Source organism: Mesorhizobium sp. Cs1321R2N1 (assembly GCF_037179725.1).
Lineage (GTDB): Bacteria > Pseudomonadota > Alphaproteobacteria > Rhizobiales > Rhizobiaceae > Mesorhizobium > Mesorhizobium salmacidum.
The window spans coordinates 34440-56279 of record NZ_JAPYKP010000029.1 but is presented as its reverse complement, the minus strand read 5'-3'; the positions used below and the strand labels follow the sequence as shown (position 1 = coordinate 56279).

Below are 21840 nucleotides of genomic sequence, written 5' to 3'. Positions count from 1 at the left end.
GGATGCCGGCGCGAAAGCCGCCAAGGGGACCAAACCGAAGGTGGACGCCTCGGAGAGCTGGTCGCGCGGCATGCTGGGTGCGGCGCCCGGCGCCGGACCGGACACGACGGTTAAAGCCTTCGTCGATTTCCAGAACGACGTGACCGCCAAGGACATCCGCCAGGCGGTGCATGAAGGCATGCGCTCGATCGAGCATGTCAAGCGCTTCACCACCAACGGCATGGCGACCGACCAGGGCAAGACCTCCAACATGCACGGCCTGGCGATTGCCGCCGAAACGCTGGGCAAGCCGATCCCGGAGGTCGGCCTGACCACGTTCCGCGCGCCCTACACGCCTGTCACCTTCGGCGCGATCGTCAGCCATGCGCGTGGGCCGCTGTTCGACCCGACACGCAGAACCGCGATCCATCCGTGGGCCGAGGCGCAAGGCGCGGTGTTCGAGGATGTCGGCCAGTGGAAGCGCGCCTGGTATTTCCCGCAAGCCGGCGAGGACATGCATGCGGCGGTCGACCGCGAGTGCGTTGGGGTCCGCAATCAGGCCGGCCTTTTCGACGCCTCGACGCTGGGCAAGATCGAAGTCGTCGGGCCGGATGCGGCCAAGTTCATGGAGCTGCTCTACACCAACCCCTGGGAGAAGCTGGAGCCAGGCCGCTGCCGCTATGGCATCATGCTGCGCGAGGATGGCTTCATCTATGATGACGGTGTCGTGGGCAGGCTGGCGCCGGACCGCTTCCATGTCACGACGACGACGGGCGGCGCGCCGCGCGTCATGAACCACATGGAGGATTACCTCCAGACCGAGTTCCCGCATCTCAATGTCTGGCTGACCTCGATCACCGAGCAGTGGGCGGTCATTGCCGTGCAGGGTCCGAAATCCCGCGACATCATCGCCCCGCTGGTCGAAGGCATCGACATGTCCGATGAAGCGCTGCCGCATATGTCGGTGCGCGAAGGCAAGATCTGTGGCGTGCCGACACGGCTGTTCCGCATGTCGTTCACCGGCGAGCGCGGTTTCGAAGTCAATGTCCCGGCCGACTATGGCCAGGCCGTCTGGGAAGCATTGTGGGCCGAGGGCCAGAAGCATGGCGCCACCGCTTACGGCACCGAGGCGATGCACGTGCTGCGCGCCGAGAAGGGCTACATCATCGTCGGCCAGGATACGGACGGCACGGTGACGCCAAACGATGCCGGCCTCGACTGGGCGGTCGGCAAGAAGAAGGCCGACTTCGTCGGTATCAGGGGCATGGCGCGGCCGGACCTGGTCGCCAAGGGCCGCAAGCAACTGGTCGGCTTGAAGACCAAGGACCCCAAGGTGGTGCTGGAAGAAGGCGCGCAGATCGTCGAGGACCCGAAGCAGGCAATCCCGATGAAGATGATCGGCCACGTCACCTCGAGCTACTGGTCGCAGAATTGCGGCCGTTCCATCGCCCTGGCGCTGGTCGCCGGCGGGCGTGACCGGATGGGCGATACGCTCTACGTGCCGATGCCGGACGGGGTGATTGAAGTGGAGGTTGCCGGCATGGTGTTCTTCGACGAGACGGGAGGGCGCCTCAATGGCTAAAGCTGCTGCAAAGACGGCCGCGACGGCTTCGCCCTCGGCGGAGCGGCGTCCGGCATTGGCCGGGCGCACCGTCTCCGCAACGGGTGTCAAGCTCGAAGTGCTGCCGCCGGCCCTGCGCATTTCGCTGCGCGCGCCGGAAGCTACGGTCGCCGCTCTGTCGAAGGCGCTCGGTGTGATCCTGCCGAAGCAGCCGAAAACCTCAGCGTCGAAGAGCGGCCGTACGGCGCTGTGGCTTGGGCCGGACGAGTGGCTTGTCATCGACGATGCCGGCAAGGACCCGCTCGCCGATTGCGCGAAGGTTTCAACCTTGCACTCGTCGGTCGGCATCTCGCATCGCAACATCGCGATTTCCGTCACCGGCCCGGCGGCGGAAGCCGCGATCAATTCGGGCTGCCCGCAGGATCTGTCGCTCGAAGCCTTCCCGGTGGGCGCCGCTTCGCGCACCATTTTGGGCAAGGCCGAGATCGTGTTGTTGCGCACGGCCCACGAGGCCTTCAGGGTCGAGTGCTGGCGTTCTTTCTCGGACTATGTCTTTACTTTCCTGTCCGAGGGAGCCCGCGACGCCGCCGGCTGACCCCGGAACGTTTGCCGCCCGCGTCCATTGTGCGGCGACAAATCGAGGGAGAACTGCCGATGCCGTCGAAGTCCGCGCCGAAATCGCCGAAAACCGCGGCGGTCCGTTCGCTCGAACATGAGCGGCATCACGAGGCCGACGCCGAAGACGAACTCGAGGAAGGCCTCGAGGACACATTTCCAGCCAGCGATCCCGTGTCGATTACGGGGTCGTCCATTCCCGGCGCACCGGCCAAGCCTGGCAAGGCCAAGACAGTCCCTGGCCGCAAGGCCCGCAAGCCCTGATTTCACAAATTTTGATCGACGACATCTTTCCAAGACCTCATCGGATGCGGTACTCAAAGCGCTTTGGAGAGGAAAAATGCCTGTTAAAGCCGTTGTCTGGGGCGAGAACGTCCATGAACAGACCAATGCCGCCGTGCGCGACCTCTATCCCTTGGGCATGCACGGTACCATCGCCGCCGCGCTCAACCAGGACAAGCGCATCGAAGCGACCACCGCCACCTTGCAGGAACCCGAGCACGGCCTGAGCGACACGCGCCTGGCGGCCACCGACGTGCTTCTATGGTGGGGCCATGCCGCCCATGGCGAGGTCAAGGACGAGATCGTCGAGCGCGTCCAGAAGCGGGTCTGGGAAGGCATGGGGCTGATCGTGCTTCATTCTGGCCACTACTCGAAGATTTTCAAGCGGCTGATGGGCACGCCCTGTTCGCTGAAATGGCGCGAGGCGGGCGAGCGCGAGCGTGTCTGGGCGATCAATCGCGGCCACCCGATCGCGCAAGGCATCGGCGAATGCCTCGAGATCGGCGAGACGGAAATGTATGGCGAGCCGTTCGCGGTGCCGGAGCCGCTGGAGACGGTGTTTATCTCCTGGTACGAGGGCGGCGAGGTATTCCGCTCCGGCCTGACCTATCAGCGGGGAGCGGGAAAAATCTTCTATTTCTCACCGGGCCACGAGACCTATCCGATCTATCACAATGAAGGCGTGCAGCAGGTGCTGCGCAACGCCGTGCACTGGGCGCACAACCCCGCCCCGGCATGGTCCGGCATCACCAACGCGCCGAATGTGCCGACGGACAAGGCCAAGGAGAAGATCGTCCAGAAAGGCCTGCGTCTGCATGCCGACGGTGAGAGGGGGCTGAGCTGATGCATCGCCTGCTTTTGCTCGGCACCGGCTGGATCGCGGCACATCATATCGAGGAGTTCGGTCAGGTTCCGAGCTGTACCATCGTCGCTTGCGTCGATCATCTGCCGGGCCGCGCGGCGGCGTTCGCCGCCGCCAACAAAATAGGCAATTTCTTCGAAAGCCTCGAAGCTGCGATCGCTTGGGGCGAGTTCGATGCCGCCATCAACGCGACGCCGGACCAGGTCCACAAGGCGACGACGCTCGCCCTGCTGGCCGCCGGGAAACATGTGTTCTGCGAGAAGCCACTGGCGCCGAACCATGCCGATGCGCTTGCGATGAGCGAAGCCGCCGAGGCGGCCGGGCTCGTCAACATGGTCAACCTGACCTATCGTAACACGCCGGTGATCCACGAGGCGCGGCGCATGGTGGAGGCCGGCGAGATCGGCGAGCTGCGCCATGTCGAGGCGGACTACCGGCAAAGCTGGCTGGTCAGCAAGTTCTGGGGTGACTGGCGGGTCGACGACAAATGGCTGTGGCGCCTGTCGAGCCGGCACGGTTCGACGGGTGTTCTGGGCGATGTCGGCATCCATATCCTCGACTTCGCGACCTATGGCGCGGCCCAGGATATCGTCTCGCTGCATGCCGATCTGGTGACGTTTCCGAAGGCGGAGGGCGACCGCATCGGTGACTATGTGCTCGACGTCAATGACAGCTTGGCGATAACGGCGCGGCTCAGCTCAGGCGCGCTGGCCACGATCATGGCCAGCCGCTACACGACGGGCCATGGCAATGATTTGTCGCTGGCCCTGCACGGCACCAAGGGCGCGATCAAGGTCGAGACCGACGGCAAGGTTTCGCGGCTGTCGGCCTGCCTGGCTGACGACGTCGATCAGCACCGTTGGCGGATGCTGACGCCGCCTGACGTCAAGCACAATGCCCGGCGCTTCGCCGATGCGCTGGACACGGGACGGAACGGCGATCCGTCGTTCCGGCGCGCCGCCGACATGCAGAAGCTGATCGACGCGGCCTTCGAAAGTTCAGCGACCAAGCTGCCGGTCTCGATTGCCTGAAATCACCATCTGGCCGGCTGAGCCGGCCAGACTTTCGGAAAATCTCAGTAGGCGCTCGGCATGATCCAAGGGTTCACCGTGATCCCGAGCCTGGGACCCTTGCCGTCGGTTGTGGCTTCCGTGGAAGCCTTCTTGTCGACCGATCCGGTCGAAGCGCAATCGAGCTTCACATTGGTCTTGGTGTCGACGCAGGTCGCTGCAGTCGAATGCTTGACCGCGTGGGTGATGTTGTTGGCGGCAAAGGCCGAACCCGAAAGCGCCAGGACGGCGGCGAGGGTGAGGAGTGTCTTTTTCATGGTCAGTCTTCGTGTTCGACGGGGTGAATTTGTTCCGTACATGTACGTTACTCTGTACAAATACGTCCGTCGATCGCGAAGTTCAAGAGAAATTGTACACGTACGGTAGACTTTTTGTTAACCAAGAAATTCGCCCCATTCTGGCTGGGAGAGGCGGTGAGGAAATCTGGAAAAACGAAGAGGTCGCGCTCAGCAGTTGACCGGTGTTTCGGTCAACGGCGGCACATCTTGCGTGCTGAGCGTGGCAAGGGTGAAATCGCACATCCGCTTCACGAAAGCCTGCGCGTCGCCGAAGGGATAGAAGGGGAATGTGATCAGCAGCGAGATCGTGCCATGGCCGACCGCCCACAGCATGGTGGCGATGGCGCGCGGATCGCCACGCAATTTGCCGGCGGCGACGCAGGCCTCGACCCTGCTGATCAGCACCTTCATCGCCGGGTTGCCTTCCTCCATGTCCTCGTAGCTCCTGCCTTCCGGCAGCTTGGTCTTTTCGGTCATGAAGACAGTGCGGTATTCATTGGGATTGCCGAGCCCGAAGGCCGCATATTCGGTCATCACCGCCTGCAAGGCCTCGATCGGATCGTCGGACGGGTGCTCCTCGATGCGCCGGGCGAGCGTTTCAAATGCGTCCTCGGCCAGCGCGAAGAGGATGTCCTGCTTGTCGGCGAAGTAGGAATAGACCGACATCGGCGCATAGCCGACCCGCTTGGCCAGCTTGCGGATGGTCAGGCCTTCATAGCCTTCTTCCTGGACGAGCTTGTGTGCGGCCGCGACAAGCTCCGAGCGCAGTTCGGCCTTTTGTTTCTCGCGGCGTTTCTGGACGCTCAGCGGCAAGTCCGTTGCCCTTGTCTGGTTGGTGCCTTGGCTAAATTATATACGCTGTACGGAAACGAACAAGGGCGCCGTGGGTTCCCAAGCGGCAGGCGTCGGAAGCGACCTTTGACGTCCCCCTTAGGTCTGCTTGTTGATCAGTTGAGCGGCGAGGTGCGAGAGCAATTTCACCGCCTCGCCATAGGTTCTGGCCTTCTCCGGGTTGGAAGCGTTGCCGTCGAGCGCCCGCTTGTAGACACCTTGGCAGATTGCAGCCAGGCGGAAGAAGGAGAAGGCGAGGAAGAATGTCCAATTGCCGATGCCGGTCAGCCCACGTCGTCGGCAATAGGCGGCGACATAGTCTTCCTCGGAAGGCAGGCCGAGTGCCGAGCGATCGATGCCGCCCAGGCCGCGAAAGCCGGATGCATGCGGCAGGCGCCATTGCATGCATTGATAGGCGATGTCGGCGAAGGGGTGGCCTGATGTCGACAATTCCCAGTCGAGCACCGCCAGTACCCTCGGCTGGTCCGGCGCGAAGATCAGATTGTCCAGCCGATAGTCGCCATGCACCAGCGAGGCCCTGATATCATCGGCCGGCATATCCATCTCCAGCCAGGCAATCAGCTGATCCATGTCGGCAATGGTGCCGGTTTCGGAGGCACGGTACTGGCTGGTCCAGCGTGCCAGCTGCCGCTCGAAGTAATTGCCGGGGCGGCCGAAATCGCTGAGACCCACGGCCTCGACATCGACATCGTGCAGGGCAGCAAGTGTGGCGTTCATGGCATCGTAGACCGCGGCGCGCTCATCGTTGCCGCGCACCACAGGCAGCGCCGGATCCCAGAAGATGCGGCCATCGAGGAAATCCATGACGTAGAACATACGGCCGATCGGCGAGCCCTCTGCCGACAGATGCAGCATTTTGGGCACCGGCACGGCGGTGCCCGAAAGCGCCTCCATCACCCGGAATTCGCGGTCGACCTGGTGCGCCGATTTCAAGAGTTGGCCTGGCGGCTTGGCGCGCAGCACGTAACGGCCGCTTGCCGCTGTCAGGAGATAGGTCGGATTGGATTGGCCGGATTTGAATTTTTCGATTGCCGCGAGCCCGGAAAAGCCCGGGATGTGCGCCTCGAGGTAAGGCGCAAGCGCCGCCTGGTCGAGCGCGTTCGGGTCGCTCATACCGTCTCGGGCTGACGTTCAAGTAAGGTCAGCGTCAGCCAGCGGGCGGTCAGCGCCGGCTTTTTGGAACCTTCAATCTCGATGGTCACGTCATGCGCCGTCTGCACCCAGCCCGATGGCCTGACCTTGACGTCGGCCAGCACGAAACGGGTGCGGATGCGCGCGCCGGTCTTCACCGGCGCCAGGAAGCGCAGCGAATCGAAGCCATGGTTGACACCCATCTTGCCGTTTTCCAGCGGCGGCATGGTCTCGAACGTCATCGCCGACAACAGCGACAGCGACAGGAAGCCGTGCGCGATGGTGCCACCGAACGGCGTTTCGCGCTTGGCCCGCTCCGGATCGCAGTGGATGAACTGGTGATCGTCGGTGGCGTCGGCGAACTGGTCGATCATGCGTTGCGTGACCACGCGCCAGGGCGAAACGCCGACCTCCTTGCCGACACTGGCCAGAAGCACATCGAGACTGATCGGTTCCACGCTCATGTCCTCCTGTTTCACTCCCGGCTTCTGCGGCCGGAAAATGTCATTCCTTGAATAAGGTCAACCCATGCTGCACCGACTGCCCGCCGTCGATCGGCAGGATGGCGCCGGTGACATAGCTGCCTGCACGGCTGCACAAATAGAGCGTTGCGCCGGCAATGTCATCCGGCGTGCCGATGCGGCCGATCGGGACATGGACGCCGACATGCCTGGCCTGTTCGTCCGTGCCGGTGGCGAATGCGGTCATGCGGCTCTGGAATGGGCCTGGTGCGAAGGCGTTGACGGTGATGCGGCGGCCAGCGAATTCGAACGCCAGCGTGCGTGTCAGATGATGCACGGCGGCCTTGGAGGCGGTGTAGGATAGGCATCGTCGGCCAGCGGCTGCGTGCCCATCACCGATCCCAGATTGATCACCCGGGCCGGATCGGCTTCGCTTGCGGCAGCATCAAGCAGCGGCAGCAATTCGCGTGTCAGATGGAAGACCGCGGTGACATTGACGCCGAACACCTTGGCCCAGGCGTGATAGGGAAAGCTCTCCAGCGGCGCGCCCCAGGACACGCCGGCATTGTTGACCAGAATATGCAGTCTTTCGGTCCGTGCCTTGACCTCACCGACCAGGGCGGCAATGCCAGCCTCGCTCGAAACGTCGGCGCCAAAGCCTTCCGCCCGGCCCGGGGCGCCAAGTCCGTTCAACTCGCTGGCGACCTTGATGCAGTCCTCGCCCTTACGCGAGGCGATCATGACGCTAGCGCCGGCCTTGACCAGCGCGGTTGCCGCCATGCGGCCGATGCCGGTCGCCGCTCCCGTCACCAGCGCGGTCTTGCCGGCAACCGAAAACAGCTCATCCAGATAGCTCATCCAAATCTCCGCGCCTTCGCCCGCGGGCAAAACAGTTCGCGTTGACAAGGCTATCCGAAGTACGGTCATCCTTGCCACGGATAAAATGCCCGGCCTGCATGAAGGGTTAGCGACCGATGACGCAGATGAATCTCGGCATGACCGAGCGGCTGAAGCCGATCCACGCACGCGTCGCGGCCATGGTGCGCGACGAGATCATGCCGCTCGACAAGGAGTTCCTGGGCGAAGTCGGCAAGGCCGGCGACCGCTGGGTCTACAGCAAACGCCAGAGCGAGATCCTCGAAGGGCTGAAGAAGACCGCACGGGAGCGCGGCCTGTGGAACTTCTGGTTGACCGGCTCGGAACGTGGATACGGCCTGTCCACTGTCGAATACGCCTATCTGGCCGAGGAGATGGGCAAGGCACATCTCGGCGCCGAAACATTCAACTGCTCGGCACCGGACACCGGCAATATGGAGGTTCTGGAACGCTACGGCTCGGCCGAGCACAAACGGGAATGGCTCGAGCCGTTGCTGGACGGAAAAATCCGCTCGGCCTATCTGATGACGGAGCCGGATGTCGCTTCCTCCGACGCCACCAACATTTCCATGCGCTGCGGGCGGCAGGGCGGCGACTATGTGCTCAACGGCGAGAAATGGTGGGCGTCGGGCGCTGGCGATCCGCGCTGCGCCATCTACATCGTCATGGTGCGGACCGGCGGCGATGACGAGCCGCAGCATCGCCGCCATTCGATGATCCTGGTACCCTCGGCCACAAAGGGCGTGACCAAGGTTCGCGCCATGCAGGTCTATGGCGACGATGACGCGCCGCATGGCCATATGCATCTTTGCTTCGACAATGTCCGGGTACCGGCCTCGAACCTGATCCTGGGCGAGGGCAGGGGCTTCGAGATCGCGCAAGGCCGGCTCGGCCCCGGCCGCATCCATCACTGCATGCGCGCCATCGGCCAGGCCGAGATGGCGCTGGCGATGCTGTGCCAGCGTTCCGTGCGCCGCGAGGCCTTCGGCCAGAAGCTGGCGAAGCTTGGCGCCAATTTCGACATCATCGCCGAATGCCGCATGGAGATCGAGATGGCCCGCCTGCTCTGCCTCAAGGCGGCATGGATGATCGACCAGGGTGACGCGCGGGCCGCCGCTCCCTGGATCAGCCAGATCAAGGTCGTCGCGCCACGCGTGGCGCTCAAGGTCACCGACGAGGCGGTGCAGATGTTCGGCGCCCAGGGCATCAGCCAGGATACGCCACTGGCGCGCTCGTGGACGCATCTGAGGACGCTGCGCCTCGCCGACGGGCCAGACGCAGTCCATCGCCGCCAGGTGGCGCGTACGGAGTTGAAGAAATACACGCAGGAGAAGCTCTGAGCGGCAGTTCGGCTGGCCACATACGGGTTTTCCCGCGGCAACCAAGGAGTGTCAGTGATGACCATCCCCTCCGAAATGAAGGCGCTGCTCTTGGTCGGTAACGGCTATACCAGGACGCCGAGCGGCAGTGCGCTCGAGGCGATGGAGCCCTATCTCGAGCCGGGCAGCATCGCCGTGCCTGCGCCCGGACCGAGCCAGGCGCTGATCAAGGTCAGCCTGGCTTCGATCAATCCATCGGATGTCGCCTTCATCAAGGGCCAGTATGGCCAGCCGCGCGCCAAGGGTCAGCCGGCCGGCTTCGAGGGCGTCGGCACGGTCGTCGCGGGCGGCGAGGAGGCCTATCCCAAAAGCCTCGTCGGCAAGCGTGTCGCTTTCGCCACCGGTCTCAGCAATTGGGGCTCGTGGGCCGAATATGCCGTCGCCGAGGCGGCGGCCTGCATTCCGCTGCTCGATATGGTGCGCGACGAGGACGGCGCCGCGATTATCGTCAACCCGCTGACCGCGATCGCCATGTTCGACATCGTCAAACAGGAAGGCGAGAAGGCCTTCGTCATGACCGCCGGCGCCAGCCAGCTCTGCAAGCTGATCATCGGCCTTGCCAGCGAGGAAGGGTTCCGGCCTGTTGTCACCGTGCGCCGCGACGAGCAGATCGCCATGCTTAAAGAGCTTGGCGCGGCGCATGTCCTCAACGATAAGGCGCCGGATTTCGAGGCCACGCTGCGCGAGGTGATGAAGGCCGAACAGCCGCGCATCTTCCTCGATGCTGTCACGGGCCCGCTGGCTTCAGCCATCTTCAATGCGATGCCGAAACGGGCGCGCTGGATCATCTATGGCCGGCTCGATCCCGAGGCCACGGTCATCCGCGAACCCGGCCAACTGATCTTCCAGCACAAGCACATAGAGGGCTTCTGGCTGAGCGAATGGATGCGGCAATCCAGGGATCGGCGTGGTCCGGCGATCCTCGAGGCGCAGAAGCGTTTTTCCGATGGACGCTGGTCGACCGACGTGACGGCGGTCATTCCGCTGGCCGAGGCAATGGCACGCGTGCCGGCGGAACTGGCCAAGCCCAACGGCAAGGTCTTCATCCGGCCTTGAAGCGGTGACCTTGCTCTCGACGCTCGACACAATCACGTGTCCGGCGCTATCGGACCGGCCGGATCGTAGCTTGCGCCATTGTGCCCCTATGCCTGGTCGCTTTGTCCGTGATATGCCGCCGCCATCGAATGCCGGGACGACGCCAGGCTGGGGCGTCTTCCGCGATGGCGTGCGGGGTGTGTTGATGACGATTTCCAAGCCGGTTTTCGACCGTTTGGGGCTGGGCATGTGGGTCGGGGCGTTCCTGGTCGTTCTCGGCCTGGTGCTATGGTCGCCCCACACGCGCACGGTGATGCAGGCCTACGGATATGGCAGCGAGGCATTCCTCAGCGGCCAGCCGCTGTACAATCTCCAGTCGGAGATGGGCTATCTCTACGCGCCGGCCTTTGCCGCACTCTACATTCCGGTGCTGAAGCTTGGACCGTATCTGGGCGGCGTGGTGTGGCATGCGGTGGGCTTCGCGGCGCTCACCTTCGCGGCGATGCGGCAAGTGCGCAAAATCGGCGGCGGGGAATTGCCGTGGCTGCTTTCCTTCGGGCTCTTCCTTGCCCTGCCGATGGCGCTGGGTGCGATCCGCAACGGCCAGGCGACGATTCTCTTGACCGGCGCCTGCTGGCTCCTGACCCTGTCGGCGCTCGAAGGGCGGCGCGCCGAGACCTTCTTCTGGGCTTCGGTCGCCATCATTGCCAAACCGACCGCGATCATCATGCTTTTGCTGGTGGGAGCCCTGCGCCTGCGGCTGATACCCATGCTCGTGCTGGCGGTGCTGTTCGTGCTCGCCATACCGTATGCCTTCGCACCTGCCGGCTATCTCAACGCGCAGTACGGTGATTTCGCCCGCATGCTGACCTCGATGGCCGTCGACCAGTCCGGCCACTTTGTCCCCACCGACTTCACGGCGCCTTTCACCTCGGCAGGAGTGCCCATGCCTGAATTCGCCGCCACGATCGTGCGCGTCGTCGTGGCACTGCTTACGCTATCGATCGTCCTCTGGTTCGACCGCAAGCTCCAGCCCGGGATGGCCGGACTGGCGATCTTCCTGACGGCCGCCTTCTACATGTGCGTCTTCAATCCGCGCGTCGAGCCAAATACCTATGCCATGATCGCCGTGCCTGCCGGTCTCGCTATCGCCACACTGTGGCGGGAGGAGCGTGGTGGCGTCTTGGCTTCGGTGCTGTCGACGGTATTGTTCCTCACAGGTTTGACCAGCGTCGAGCGCCACATGCATAATTTCTTCTACCCTTGGTTCAGGCCGCTCGCGGTCACCTTCATCGCCTGTTCGCTGATCTGGTGGTTCTGGGCCAAGGCGCGCGACAAGGCGGTGAATGTCGGACCCGTTGCACATGGCTGAGTCGCGGCAGAAACTCGATATCGTAGCGCCCTTCTTCAACGAGGCGCAGTCGGCGTCGGCCTTTGCCGGGCTGCTCGAGAGGCTCGAGGAAGCGGTATCAAGCCGTTTCGGCATGGCCGTCCATAAGATCCTGATCGACGATGGCAGTCGCGACGATGGCGCCGAGCGGTTTTCGCTGGCGCTGTCGGGTTCCTGGGAGGTCGTGCGACTCAGCCGCAATTTCGGCAAGGAGGTCGCGGTGCTCGCCGGTCTCGACCATTCGCGCGGCGACATGGTGCTGATCATGGACTCCGACCTTCAGCATTCCATGGATGTCAGCCTGCAGATGATTGCCGAGTTGGTGGAACACCCCGATATCGACGTCGTCTACGCCCAGAACGACCGGCGCGAGGCCAGTTGGCGACGCAGCCAGCTGGCGAAGCTGTTCTATAGCCTGATCAACAGCAGCCAGCGTTTCGATATCCCCGAGAACGCGGGAGACTTTCGTGTCATGCGCGGTACCGTGGCGCGCGCGCTGACAAGCCTGCGCGACAAGCGGCGCTTCAACAAGGGCCTGTTCGCCTGGGCCGGCTTCCGCCAGAAAGCCATACCCTATTCGCCGGAAAACCGTGCCATCGGCACATCGAAATGCAGCCGGCTCAACCTGATCGCCTTTTCGCTGGAAGGCTTTACGTCGTTTTCCGTCATCCCACTGCGCATCATCAGCTTGAGCGGCATGCTGGCGGCGCTGGCGGGCGTCGTTTACGGCGCCAAGGTGTTCTTCGAAGTGATGTTCTACGGCATTGCAGTGCCTGGCTATCCCAGCCTGATGGTCGCCGTCGTCCTGCTCGGTGGCCTCAACCTCACCCTCCTTGGCCTGATCGGCGAATATGTCTGGGTCACGCTGTCGGAGAGCAAGGACCGTCCGGTGTATATCGTGCGCGATGTCGTACGCAGCGACGTTTCGGACGGCGCCCCGGGCGCGTCCCGCGGATGACACGGCGCATTCGCCTGATCGCCGATGACTACGGCCTGGCACCAGGGGTTTGCGCCGGGATTCTCGACCTGCTCGACCGGCGACGCCTGACCGGCACCAGCTGCATGACCGGTTTTCCGGAATGGGCTGCGGCGGCGGCGCGTATAAGGCCACTGTGCGACCACGCGGCGATCGGACTGCACCTGACCCTTACGGACCAGCCAGCCGTCACGGGCAAATCGAGCCTGGCGCCTGAGGGCCGGCTGCCGCCGCTTCGTTCGCTGGCCCTGCCGGTCTTGCGCGGCCGGATCGATGAGCGTGACGTCCATGCCGAACTCGGCGCGCAGTACAGTCGTTTCGTCGAGGCGCTGGGCCGCAAGCCCGACTTCATCGACGGACATCAGCACGTGCATTTCCTGCCCGTCGTGCGCGGATGGCTGCGGGCGCATTTTCGCGAAGCTGCCGACAGGCCGGTGTTGCGCGGCGCTCCCGCGCTGGGTGATGCCGCCGTCGCACCGAAGATCGCGGCAATCGCTGCCGTGGCCGCCGGCTTCAACCGATCGATGCGGCGCGCCGGCTTTGCCGTTTGGAAGCCGCTCGCCGGCATTTATGACTGGCGGCAACCCGAAAAATTTGCCCCATTGCTGGAGGCTGCGGTCGAAGCGCTGCCGGACCATGGACTGTTCATGTGCCACCCTGGCCATGTCGACGAAACACTGTGCGCGCGCGACCCGATGCAAAGCGTGCGCGAAGTGGAACTTGGGGTTCTGGCCTCGGATGCGTTCGGCGCGCGCCTGGCCCGCGCCGGTGTCGAGATCATGGACGGCATGGGATGAGCGGCGGCAAACAGCCCCAGCGTTCGACCGGCAGCAAGATCGTCCGTTTTGCGCTTGTCGGACTGGCGAACACGGCCATCGATCTTGCCGGCTTTTCCCTGCTGCTCAAGCTGCATGTCCCGCCGTTGTCCGCCAATGTCGTCTCGTGGTCGATCGCCGTGATCTTCTCTTTCGTGGCGAATGGCTTCTGGTCGTTCGAGCGCAATCACGCCATCCGGCTGCATGACGCCTTCCTGCGGTTCGTCACGGCTGGGGCGTTGATTTCGCTCGGCGTTTCCAGCCTGTCGATCGCACTCTTCGCCGGTGTCACCGGTGTGTGGCCGGCAAAGATCGGCGGCGTCATCGTAGCGGCTGTGTTGAACTTCCTTGCCGCCCGCTGGTCGATCGAAGGCCGGCTGCTGAAATAGCTATCTCTATTGCGCCGGTTCCACATTGGTGTAGACGGCTTCCTCGAGTTCGCGCTTCAGCCGTGCTTCCTCGTGGGTCTTCGGGGTGACGAAGCGGCCAAGCAGGAGATAGGCGACCGGTGTCAGGAACAGCGTCGAGACGGTCGCCAGGCCAAGCCCGCCGACGATGACCCAGCCGAGCGCCACGCGCGCCTCGGCGCCCGCGCCGGCGGCCAGCACAAGCGGCACACCGCCGAGAATTGTGCAGATCATCGTCATCATCACCGGCCGCAGGCGAATGGTGGAAGCCTGCTCGATCGCTTCGCGCACGCCGAGGCCCCGATCACGCAGCTGGTTGGCGAATTCGACGATCAGGATGCCGTTCTTGGCCATGACGCCGACCAGAAGCACCAGGCCGATCTGGCTGTAGGCGTTGAGGCTGGTGCCCGAGAGCAGCAAGGCGAAAATGGCGCAGGCAAGGCCGAGCGGCACCGTCGCCATGATGATGACGGCGCTGACGAAACTCTCGAACTGGGCGGCCAGCACCAAGAGGATGATGACCAGCGCGAAGCCGAAGATGGTGACCATTGCGCTGTTGGTTTCGCCCAAAGTCGCGGCCTCAGCCAGCGGCAGGATGCGGCTGCCGGGCGGCAGAAGCGGCGCGGCGATCTCCTGCGCGCGTGTCAGCGCATCGCCAAGCGCGAAATTGCCTGAGAGATTCGAGGTAATCGCCACCGAAGGCTGCTGCTGTTCGCGCGAGAGCGACGGCGGCACGGCGCGCTCGGTCAGCGTGGCGATGGTCGACATCGGCACGAAGCGGCCATCCGCCGTCTTGAGGAAGACATTTTCCAGATCGGTCGGGTCGTTGATCGGGTTGGTGGTCGAGACCAGCTTCACGCCATAGCTACGGTCGGCGATGTAAACATCGACGACGTCGTTGCCGTCGAGCATGGCTTGCATGGTGTTGGCAAGCCCGGTGATATCGATGCCGAGATCGGAAGCGCGCTCGCGGTCGATGGCCACGGCGAGCTGCGGCTGCGTTGGGTCGATCGACAGGCGGGGCGTCTGGAACCGCGGATCCTTCTGCATCTCCGCGATGATCTTGACCGCCGCGTCGCCAAGCGCCTTGCGGTCGTTGCCGACCAGCGCGAATTGCAGGCCATTGCCGGCGCCGCGGATGCCGAGGCTGTTGGGCTGGACCGGGAAGATGCGCACGCTGGGCACCTGCCTGGTCAACTGGCTGATCTCGGCCATGATCTCCTGCTGGCTGCGGCTGCGCTCGTCCCACGGCGCCAGCGTCATCACCATGAAGCCGGAGTTGTAGGAGCCGTTCTGGCCGGCGTTTTCGAAGGTCGAGCGGATCTCGCCGGAATCGCGCATGGGCTGGATCAGGCGCTCGATTCTCTGCATCTGCTGCGTCGTATAGTCGAGGCTGACGCCTTGCGGGGCGTTGATGCGCAACAGCACGGCGGCGCGGTCCTCGGTTGGCGTCAGCTCCTGGCGGATGGAGCCGAACAGCGCAAACGCGATGCCGGCAAACAGCACCGCGACCAGAACCACGATCCACGGTGCGTCGAGACATGCATGGAGGGCGCGCTTGTAGCCGGCATTCAGGACGCCGCCGATGCGTGCGCCAATGCCGTGACCGCCTTCGTGATGGAGCGACGCGCTGGTCAGCATGCGTGAGGCAAGCATTGGACAAAGCGTCAGCGCCACCACGCAGGACAGAAGCACCGACATCGCAAGCACGAAGCCGAATTCGCGGAACAGGCCGCCGGTCTGGCCCGGCAGGAACGAGATCGGCACGAAGACGGCGACCAGAGTCAGCGTCGTGGCGACGACGGCGAAGAACACTTCCTGTGCACCGAGCACGGCGGCCGCGCGCGGGCCCATGCCTTCGTTGCGCCGTCGCACGATGTTTTCCAGCACCACGATGGCGTCATCGACGACAAGGCCGGTGGCCAGCACCAAAGCAAGCAGCGTCAGAATGTTGACGGAGAAGCCGGCCAAATAGATGGCGGCTATGGTGCCGATCATGGCGACCGGCATCGATAAGCCCGGGATGAGCGTGGCGCGCCAGTCGAGCAGGAAGACATAAATCACGATCAGCACCATGGTGACCGACAGGCCAAGCGCGATCTCGACCTCGTGCACCGCACCCTCGACGAAGATAGCGTCGTCGCTGGTGATCTTGATCGACATGCCCTTGGGCAGGTTCTCCTGCAGCTTGGCGACGGCGGCCTGGACGCCGGTCGAAATGTCCAGCGTGTTCGATTCCGCCTGCCGGATGATGCCGATGCCGATGCCGGTCTTGCCGTCCGCGCGCAGCGTCGTCTGGCCGACATCGGGGCCGAGCGTGACGGTCGCGACATCGCGGATGCGCGTCGTGCCGCCGATGATGATGTTCTCGAATTCCTCAGGCGTCGTTACATCGGCCGTTGTGCGGACGATCAGGTCCTGGTTGGTCGTGGTGATCGACCCGGCCGGGGAATCGAAGGCGACGGAGGCAAGCGCCGCCCTGAGGTCGGCGACCGTGAAGCCAAGGCTGGCCAGCTTGTTCTGGTCGACATCGATGCGGAAGATCTTGTCGCGGTCGCCATAGACCTGGACGTCGGCGACACCGGGCACGGCGGCCAGTTCGTCCTCGATCTGGTCCTGGACCACCACCGTCATGTCCTGGATCGACATGGTGTCGGAGGTCACCGCCAGCCGCATCACCGCGTCGGAATTGGCGTCGGCCTTGACGATGCGCGGCGGATCGGCCGTGTCTGGCATCTGGTTGGCGACGCGGCCGACCGCGTCACGCACGTCCGAGGCGGCGACGTTGAGATCGACCCCGTCGTTGAACTCGATGGTGACACGGCTCGAGCCGAAGGAGGAGGAAGACGAGATCGACTTGACGCCGGAGACGCGGGCGACTGCGCCCTCGATCGTGTCGGTCAATTCGCGGTCGACAGTTTCGGCGGCGGCCCCTTCGAAGGTGGTGGAGACCGTGACGACGGCACGGTCGACGTCGGGCAATTCGCGGATCTCGACACCGTAGAAGGCAGCGAGGCCGGCAACGGCAATAAGGGTGTTCAGCACGAAGGCCATGACCGGCCTGCGGATGAACAGCGCGGTGAAGCCGGTGTCGCTGGAGGCGTTGGCGGGGCCGGTCATGAGCCTTCCGCGGCGTTGGCGGCGCGCTGGCCCTGGCCGGCGATGCGAACCTCGCCGCCTTCGCTGACACTTTGGGTGCCTTCGGTGACCACCATGTCGCCGCTGTCGATCTTCGCGTCGATCAATACGGTTTCGGTGTTGCGCTGGATGATGCGAACCGGCAACCGCCTGGCCTTGCCGTCCTCGATCTGCCAGACATAGGCGCCCTCCGATCCCCACAGGATCGCCAGCGGGCTGACGGCGGGATAAGTCTCGCCGGGGAATTTCATGGTGATGGAGAACGACATGCCGGCGCGCAGCGAATCGGCCGGGTTGGCGATCTTCGCCTTGACCAGCAGGGTGCGGCTCTTTTCGTCGATGTGGTTGTCGATCGCCGACACCGTCCCGGTATAGGCGTTGCTCGGATTGGCGATCGGCGTCGCCGTCAGTTGCGCGCCGACCTTGACAGCGGCGGCGAAGCGCTCGGGCACCTGGAAATCGACCAGGATCGAGGAGCGGTCGTCAAGCGTGGCGATCGCCGACTGGTTGGTCACGTAGTTGCCGGCCGAGATCGGCAGGATGCCAACGGTACCGGCGATAGGCGCCAGGATCGAGCGGCGCTGCAGCGCAAGCTCGGCATCCTGAAGCGCCAGCTTGGCGCCGGCCAGCACCACTTCGGCATCGGCGACCGCGACCGGCGTCGCGGCGTTTGAGGCACGCAACGACTTGACGCGGTCGAGCTTGGACTGGGCATCCTGCAAAGCGAGCTTGGCCCGGTTCTGGGCGATGATCTCCGTGTCGGAATCGAGCGAGGCGATGATCTGCCCCTTATCGACATGGCTGCCGGATTCGACCAGCAGTTCGGCAAGGCGGCCGGAACTATAGGGATTGACGGTCACCGAGGCGTTGGCACGGCCGGTGCCGATCGCCTGCAGGCGGTCGTTGATCGTGGCCATGCTGGCTGGCGACGCGACGATCGTGGCAATCCGGGGGCGCCCCGTCTGCCGGGCGCCAGGCGCTGCGGTGTCCTTTGCTGGAGGCGTCGCGCCATACGCCCAGTCAATCCCCCAGCGTGACAGCACTTCGGGAGCGCCGGGGTAGAAACGCGCCCACGCAGCCACGGCGGCGACCACGATCACAAATGCAAGGACAATCTGTTTCCAGCTCGACATCGATACTCCAGCGGCAACAATCGTCCGCTGGGTTCCAGGTGGAAGCGGATGCAGCGACGATGCGGGCTGGCGGCAACAACCGGCCACGCCCCGATATCATCGGTTTATGGCAATTATCACGCAATCGTGCACATTAAATCTCGGTAACGTGAATTCGGGACGCTGTAGCGGAGCCGATGCGATGCCCCGGGGGATCTGCTTATCGCAGGCCTTCCATCTCGCGGATGCGCCGGGCGCCGTCGGCCTCGAGTTGTCTTGTGACGGCGCCGATCAGCGTTTCGGCGACGACAAAAAGCGCCGCCGAGGAGTCCCATGCGGAAGGCACTGCGGTTCGTCCGGCGATGACGTGGCGGGCAAAGCGGGCGATCGGCGACAGCCACTGGTCGGTGAACAGCACGATCTGCACGCCGCGCTGATGCGCTTTTTCGGCGAAGCGGAGGAGGCTGCCCTGGTAGCGCCTGATGTCGAAGATCACCAGCACGTCGCGCTTGCCCATGTCGATCAGCCTGTCGCGCCACATGCTCTCCTGGCCGGCGAGGTGAAAGACATCGGGCTGGATGACGGCCAGATGGGCTGCCATGTAGCGCGCCAGCGGATCGGTGAAGCGGCCGCCGATGAGGAAGGTCTTGCCGCGCCGCTCCGCCAGCCTGGTGGCAATGTCGGCAAGCTGCCTGTCGGACAGATGCCTGAAGGTCTCGCGCATGTTGTCGAGCGTCGCTTCCAGCATGGGCGACACCGTGCCGCCATTGGGCGAGGGCGGATTGAGCGTTCGTATCGCCGGCGACTGCAATTGCGCCGCCAGTTCGTCCTGCAGGCTCGACTGGAACTCGGGATAGTTCTGGAAGCCGAGCCGGGCGACAAAACGCAGGATCGTCGGCGAGGAGACGCCGGCCGCGGATGAGAATTCGGCGACCGTCTTCAGGCCGATCATCGGATAGTTCGCGATCAGCGTCTGCGCCGCTCGCCGTTCGCCGGCGGGCATCGCGCCGATACGGTCGGCGATCAATTCGGCAATGTTGGAAATCATCTTCTCCCACCCTGGCCGTCGACGGTCTTTTCCCCAGATCGCATTTGACAAAGCCAAACAAACTGTATGAAATCATCCGCAGGGACGCAATGAGGCAAAATACGTAACATACGATACAGCGCTCCCCGGGGACGGCAGACTATGGAGAAAGCACGGCCCGCCAGCCTTGCATCGTCTGATACCGTGCGGGTGACGAACCCCGGCGGATCGAGCCCTTTCGTACTGACCTGCGACCACGCTTCCAATTTCCTGCCGGCCGAATTCGGCACGCTCGGCCTCGCCGCCGAGGACCTGACGCGCCACATCGCCTGGGATCCCGGTGCGCTGCCGGTTGCGTCGCGGATGGCGCAGGCACTCGATGCCACGCTGGTCGAAACCCGGATTTCGCGATTGGTCGTCGACTGCAATCGGCCGCTCGACGCGCCGGACCTGGTGCCGCAGGTCAGCGAAACGACAGCCATACCGGGCAATACCGGCCTGTCCGAGAAGCAGCTCGCGGCGCGGGTGGCCCTGTCATGGCAGCCATTTCACAGCACGATCGAGCGCATCGTCGAGGAGCGGCTGGCGCGCGGCCAGGAGACGCGGCTGGTCTCCGTCCATTCCTTCACGCCGGTCTACAAGTCCAAAAACCGGCCCTGGCACATCGGCATTATCCATGACGAGGATCGCCGCCTGGCGGCGCCGCTGATCGCGGCACTCAAGCGGCTTGCCGGCGTAACCGTCGGCGTCAACGAGCCCTATTCGCCGGCCGACCGCGTGTATTTCACGCTGGAACGGCACGCACGTTCGCGCGGCTTGCCCTGTGCGATGATCGAGATCCGCAACGACGAAATCTCCGGCGAGACCGGGCAGCGGAAATGGGCGGATCTGCTCACCGGCATTTTTTCCAATCTGGAGCCAGAGGAGGCCACGCGGCCCAGATCGCATTCAGTCAGAAAGTCAGTCCAATCGGCCAGCTGAGAAACAAACAGGGGACTTCCAATGACAGCACCGGGTTATACAGACGTTGACAAGGCGGAGGACGTAAAGGCCCTCCACAGCATGGGCTACGCCCAGGAACTGGAGCGGCGCCTCAGCCGCTTTTCGAATTTCGCGGTTTCCTTCTCCATTATCTGCATCCTGTCGGGCGGCATCAATTCGCTGGCGCAAGGTACCTCAGGCGCAGGCGGCATCGGCATCGGCATCGGTTGGCTGGTCGGCTGTTTTGTCTCGCTGACCTTCGCCGTCGCCATGTCGCAGATCAGCTCGGCCTATCCGACCGCCGGCGGCCTCTATCACTGGGGATCCATCCTCGGCAACCGTGGCACCGGCTGGGTGACAGCCTGGTTGAATCTGCTCGGCCTGATCACCGTGCTCGGTGCCATCAATGTCGGCACCTGGACGTTCTTCGTCGGCGCCTTCGGGCCAGCGCTTGGCATCGAGGGCACGCTGACCAACCAGATGATCTTCCTGATCATCATCACCGGCGCCCAGGCCTTGATCAACCATCTCGGCATCAAGCTGACGGCGAAGCTGACTGACTTCTCGGGCTATCTGATCTTCTTCGGCGCCATCCTGATCGCGGTGGTCTGCCTGATCTCGGCGGAACATTGGGATTTCAGCCGGCTGTTTACGTTCCACAATTACTCCGGCGATGCCGGCGGCGGCGTCTGGCCGCAGGTTTCGAACGCTTGGGTGTTCGCGCTCGGGCTCTTGCTGCCGATCTACACGATCACCGGCTACGACGCTTCGGCGCACACTTCCGAGGAAACCATCAAGGCGGCTTCCTCGGTGCCGCGCGCCATGGTCATGTCGGTGATCTGGTCGGCACTGTTCGGCTATCTGTTCCTCGTCGCCTTCGTGCTGATGATCCCCAACATGGACGACGCCGCCAAGCAGGGCTGGAACGTGTTCTTCTGGGCCTTCGACCAGCGCGTCAGCCCCGGCATCAAGGAATTCGTCTATCTCGTCGTTTTCGTCGCTCAGCTGCTGTGCGGCCTTGCCACCGTCACGTCGGCCTCGCGCATGATCTTCGCCTTCTCGCGCGACGGCGGCCTGCCCGGTTCATCGGCCCTTGCCAAGGTCAGCCCGACCTACCGCACGCCGGTGGCGGCGATCTGGACGGCGTCGATCCTGTCGGTGCTGTTCGTCTGGGGCTCGACGCTGGTTTCGGTCGCCGGCACCTCGGCCTACACCATCGTCGTGTCCTGCACCGTCATCTTCCTGTTCCTGTCCTTCATCGTGCCGATCGTGCTCGGCATGTTGGCCTGGGGCACACCGAAGTGGGACAAGATGGGGCCGTGGAACATGGGGCGCGGCGTGTTCATGCTGTTCGGCTTCCTGTCGATCGTGTCGATGATCCTGATCTTCATCATCGGCATCCAGCCGCCGAACGACTGGGCGCTCTACATCACTGTCGGCTTCTTCATCCTGACTGCGATCGTCTGGTTCGCTTTCGAGCGCAACCGCTTCCAGGGGCCGCCGCTCGGCGACATCATCGCGGCGCGCCAGGCGGCGATCAAGGCAGCCGAGCAGGCGGTCGGCGAAACCGGCCACTGACATCTACCATCATGGCCATGGCCGGCATCGCGCCG

Annotated in this window: 20 protein-coding genes and 1 pseudogene; 13 read left to right on the top strand and 8 right to left on the bottom strand. The window is 64.0% G+C overall.

What is annotated here, in order from left to right; genetic code table 11:
- From O7A61_RS10860 to O7A61_RS10840, 5 genes are all read left to right on the top strand, one after another.
- Positions 1–1561, top strand: a 1561-nt coding sequence (locus O7A61_RS10860) for a glycine cleavage T C-terminal barrel domain-containing protein (RefSeq protein WP_337129777.1), incomplete at its 5' end; no start/stop codon positions are given.
- Complete coding sequence (locus O7A61_RS10855) at positions 1554–2135, top strand: sarcosine oxidase subunit gamma (protein WP_337129776.1); 582 nt, start codon at positions 1554–1556, stop codon at positions 2133–2135. The genes O7A61_RS10860 and O7A61_RS10855, both read left to right, overlap by 8 nt.
- 59 nt (positions 2136–2194) lie before the next feature.
- A complete protein-coding gene (locus O7A61_RS10850; RefSeq protein WP_337129775.1) occupies positions 2195–2419 on the top strand; it encodes a hypothetical protein in 225 nt (74 codons plus the stop codon).
- A gap of 76 nt (positions 2420–2495) precedes the next feature.
- The gene (locus O7A61_RS10845) at positions 2496–3281 is read left to right on the top strand and encodes a ThuA domain-containing protein (protein WP_027142978.1); all 786 of its coding nucleotides are present in this window, start codon (positions 2496–2498) and stop codon (positions 3279–3281) included.
- Complete coding sequence (locus O7A61_RS10840; RefSeq protein WP_337129774.1) at positions 3281–4330, top strand: Gfo/Idh/MocA family protein; 1050 nt, start codon at positions 3281–3283, stop codon at positions 4328–4330. Before O7A61_RS10845 ends, O7A61_RS10840 begins: the two co-directional genes overlap by 1 nt.
- Positions 4331–4374: 44 nt before the next feature.
- On the opposite strand, the gene O7A61_RS10835 is transcribed toward O7A61_RS10840, so the two are convergent.
- The 5 genes and pseudogenes from O7A61_RS10835 to O7A61_RS10815 all read right to left on the bottom strand — a co-directional run bounded on the left by O7A61_RS10835 (position 4375) and on the right by O7A61_RS10815 (position 7949).
- The gene (locus O7A61_RS10835; protein WP_337129773.1) at positions 4375–4626 is read right to left on the bottom strand and encodes a DUF680 domain-containing protein; all 252 of its coding nucleotides are present in this window, start codon (positions 4624–4626) and stop codon (positions 4375–4377) included.
- Positions 4627–4815: 189 nt separating this feature from the next.
- Positions 4816–5460 carry a TetR/AcrR family transcriptional regulator gene (locus O7A61_RS10830; protein ID WP_027142975.1) on the bottom strand — a complete coding sequence of 215 codons (645 nt, stop codon included), beginning with the start codon at positions 5458–5460 and terminating at the stop codon, positions 4816–4818.
- A gap of 117 nt (positions 5461–5577) precedes the next feature.
- Positions 5578–6612 (bottom strand): phosphotransferase, encoded by a 1035-nt coding sequence (locus O7A61_RS10825; RefSeq protein ID WP_337129772.1) that lies wholly within the window; start codon positions 6610–6612, stop codon positions 5578–5580.
- Positions 6609–7094: a MaoC family dehydratase gene (locus O7A61_RS10820; protein WP_280940097.1), complete on the bottom strand. Its 486-nt coding sequence runs from the start codon at positions 7092–7094 to the stop codon at positions 6609–6611. The genes O7A61_RS10825 and O7A61_RS10820 overlap by 4 nt, the downstream gene beginning before the upstream one ends.
- Positions 7095–7134: 40 nt before the next feature.
- Positions 7135–7949: pseudogene (locus O7A61_RS10815) on the bottom strand (SDR family oxidoreductase).
- 116 nt (positions 7950–8065) lie between these two features.
- On the opposite strand from O7A61_RS10815, the gene O7A61_RS10810 reads away from it, so the two are divergent.
- The 6 genes from O7A61_RS10810 to O7A61_RS10785 all read left to right on the top strand — a co-directional run bounded on the left by O7A61_RS10810 (position 8066) and on the right by O7A61_RS10785 (position 13951).
- On the top strand, positions 8066–9307 hold the full coding sequence (locus tag O7A61_RS10810) for an acyl-CoA dehydrogenase family protein (RefSeq protein ID WP_337129771.1): 1242 nt from the start codon (positions 8066–8068) through the stop codon (positions 9305–9307).
- A 57-nt stretch (positions 9308–9364) separates the two neighbouring features.
- Positions 9365–10402, top strand: coding sequence for a zinc-binding dehydrogenase (locus tag O7A61_RS10805; RefSeq protein ID WP_337129770.1), 1038 nt, complete (start codon positions 9365–9367; stop codon positions 10400–10402).
- A gap of 184 nt (positions 10403–10586) precedes the next feature.
- Complete coding sequence (locus tag O7A61_RS10800; RefSeq protein ID WP_337129769.1) at positions 10587–11753, top strand: glycosyltransferase family 87 protein; 1167 nt, start codon at positions 10587–10589, stop codon at positions 11751–11753.
- The gene (locus O7A61_RS10795; protein ID WP_337129768.1) at positions 11746–12729 is read left to right on the top strand and encodes a glycosyltransferase family 2 protein; all 984 of its coding nucleotides are present in this window, start codon (positions 11746–11748) and stop codon (positions 12727–12729) included. The genes O7A61_RS10800 and O7A61_RS10795 overlap by 8 nt, the downstream gene beginning before the upstream one ends.
- Positions 12726–13544, top strand: coding sequence for a ChbG/HpnK family deacetylase (locus tag O7A61_RS10790; protein WP_337129767.1), 819 nt, complete (start codon positions 12726–12728; stop codon positions 13542–13544). The genes O7A61_RS10795 and O7A61_RS10790 overlap by 4 nt, the downstream gene beginning before the upstream one ends.
- Positions 13541–13951, top strand: a complete 411-nt coding sequence (locus O7A61_RS10785) for a GtrA family protein (protein WP_337129766.1) — start codon at positions 13541–13543, stop codon at positions 13949–13951. The genes O7A61_RS10790 and O7A61_RS10785 overlap by 4 nt, the downstream gene beginning before the upstream one ends.
- Positions 13952–13957: 6 nt before the next feature.
- On the opposite strand, the gene O7A61_RS10780 is transcribed toward O7A61_RS10785, so the two are convergent.
- From O7A61_RS10780 to O7A61_RS10770, 3 genes are all read right to left on the bottom strand, one after another.
- Positions 13958–17089, bottom strand: a complete 3132-nt coding sequence (locus O7A61_RS10780) for an efflux RND transporter permease subunit (RefSeq protein WP_337129765.1) — start codon at positions 17087–17089, stop codon at positions 13958–13960.
- Positions 17086–18240, bottom strand: coding sequence for an efflux RND transporter periplasmic adaptor subunit (locus O7A61_RS10775; protein ID WP_337129764.1), 1155 nt, complete (start codon positions 18238–18240; stop codon positions 17086–17088). The genes O7A61_RS10780 and O7A61_RS10775 overlap by 4 nt, the downstream gene beginning before the upstream one ends.
- A 199-nt stretch (positions 18241–18439) precedes the next feature.
- A complete protein-coding gene (locus O7A61_RS10770; protein WP_140770768.1) occupies positions 18440–19267 on the bottom strand; it encodes a MurR/RpiR family transcriptional regulator in 828 nt (275 codons plus the stop codon).
- Positions 19268–19408: 141 nt separating this feature from the next.
- Between O7A61_RS10770 and O7A61_RS10765 the strand changes: the two genes are divergently transcribed.
- Together O7A61_RS10765 and O7A61_RS10760 are read left to right on the top strand one after the other, a co-directional pair.
- Complete coding sequence (locus O7A61_RS10765; RefSeq protein ID WP_337129763.1) at positions 19409–20227, top strand: N-formylglutamate amidohydrolase; 819 nt, start codon at positions 19409–19411, stop codon at positions 20225–20227.
- A 21-nt stretch (positions 20228–20248) separates the two neighbouring features.
- Positions 20249–21805, top strand: a complete 1557-nt coding sequence (locus O7A61_RS10760) for an amino acid permease (protein ID WP_337129762.1) — start codon at positions 20249–20251, stop codon at positions 21803–21805.
- Positions 21806–21840 lie beyond the last annotated feature (35 nt).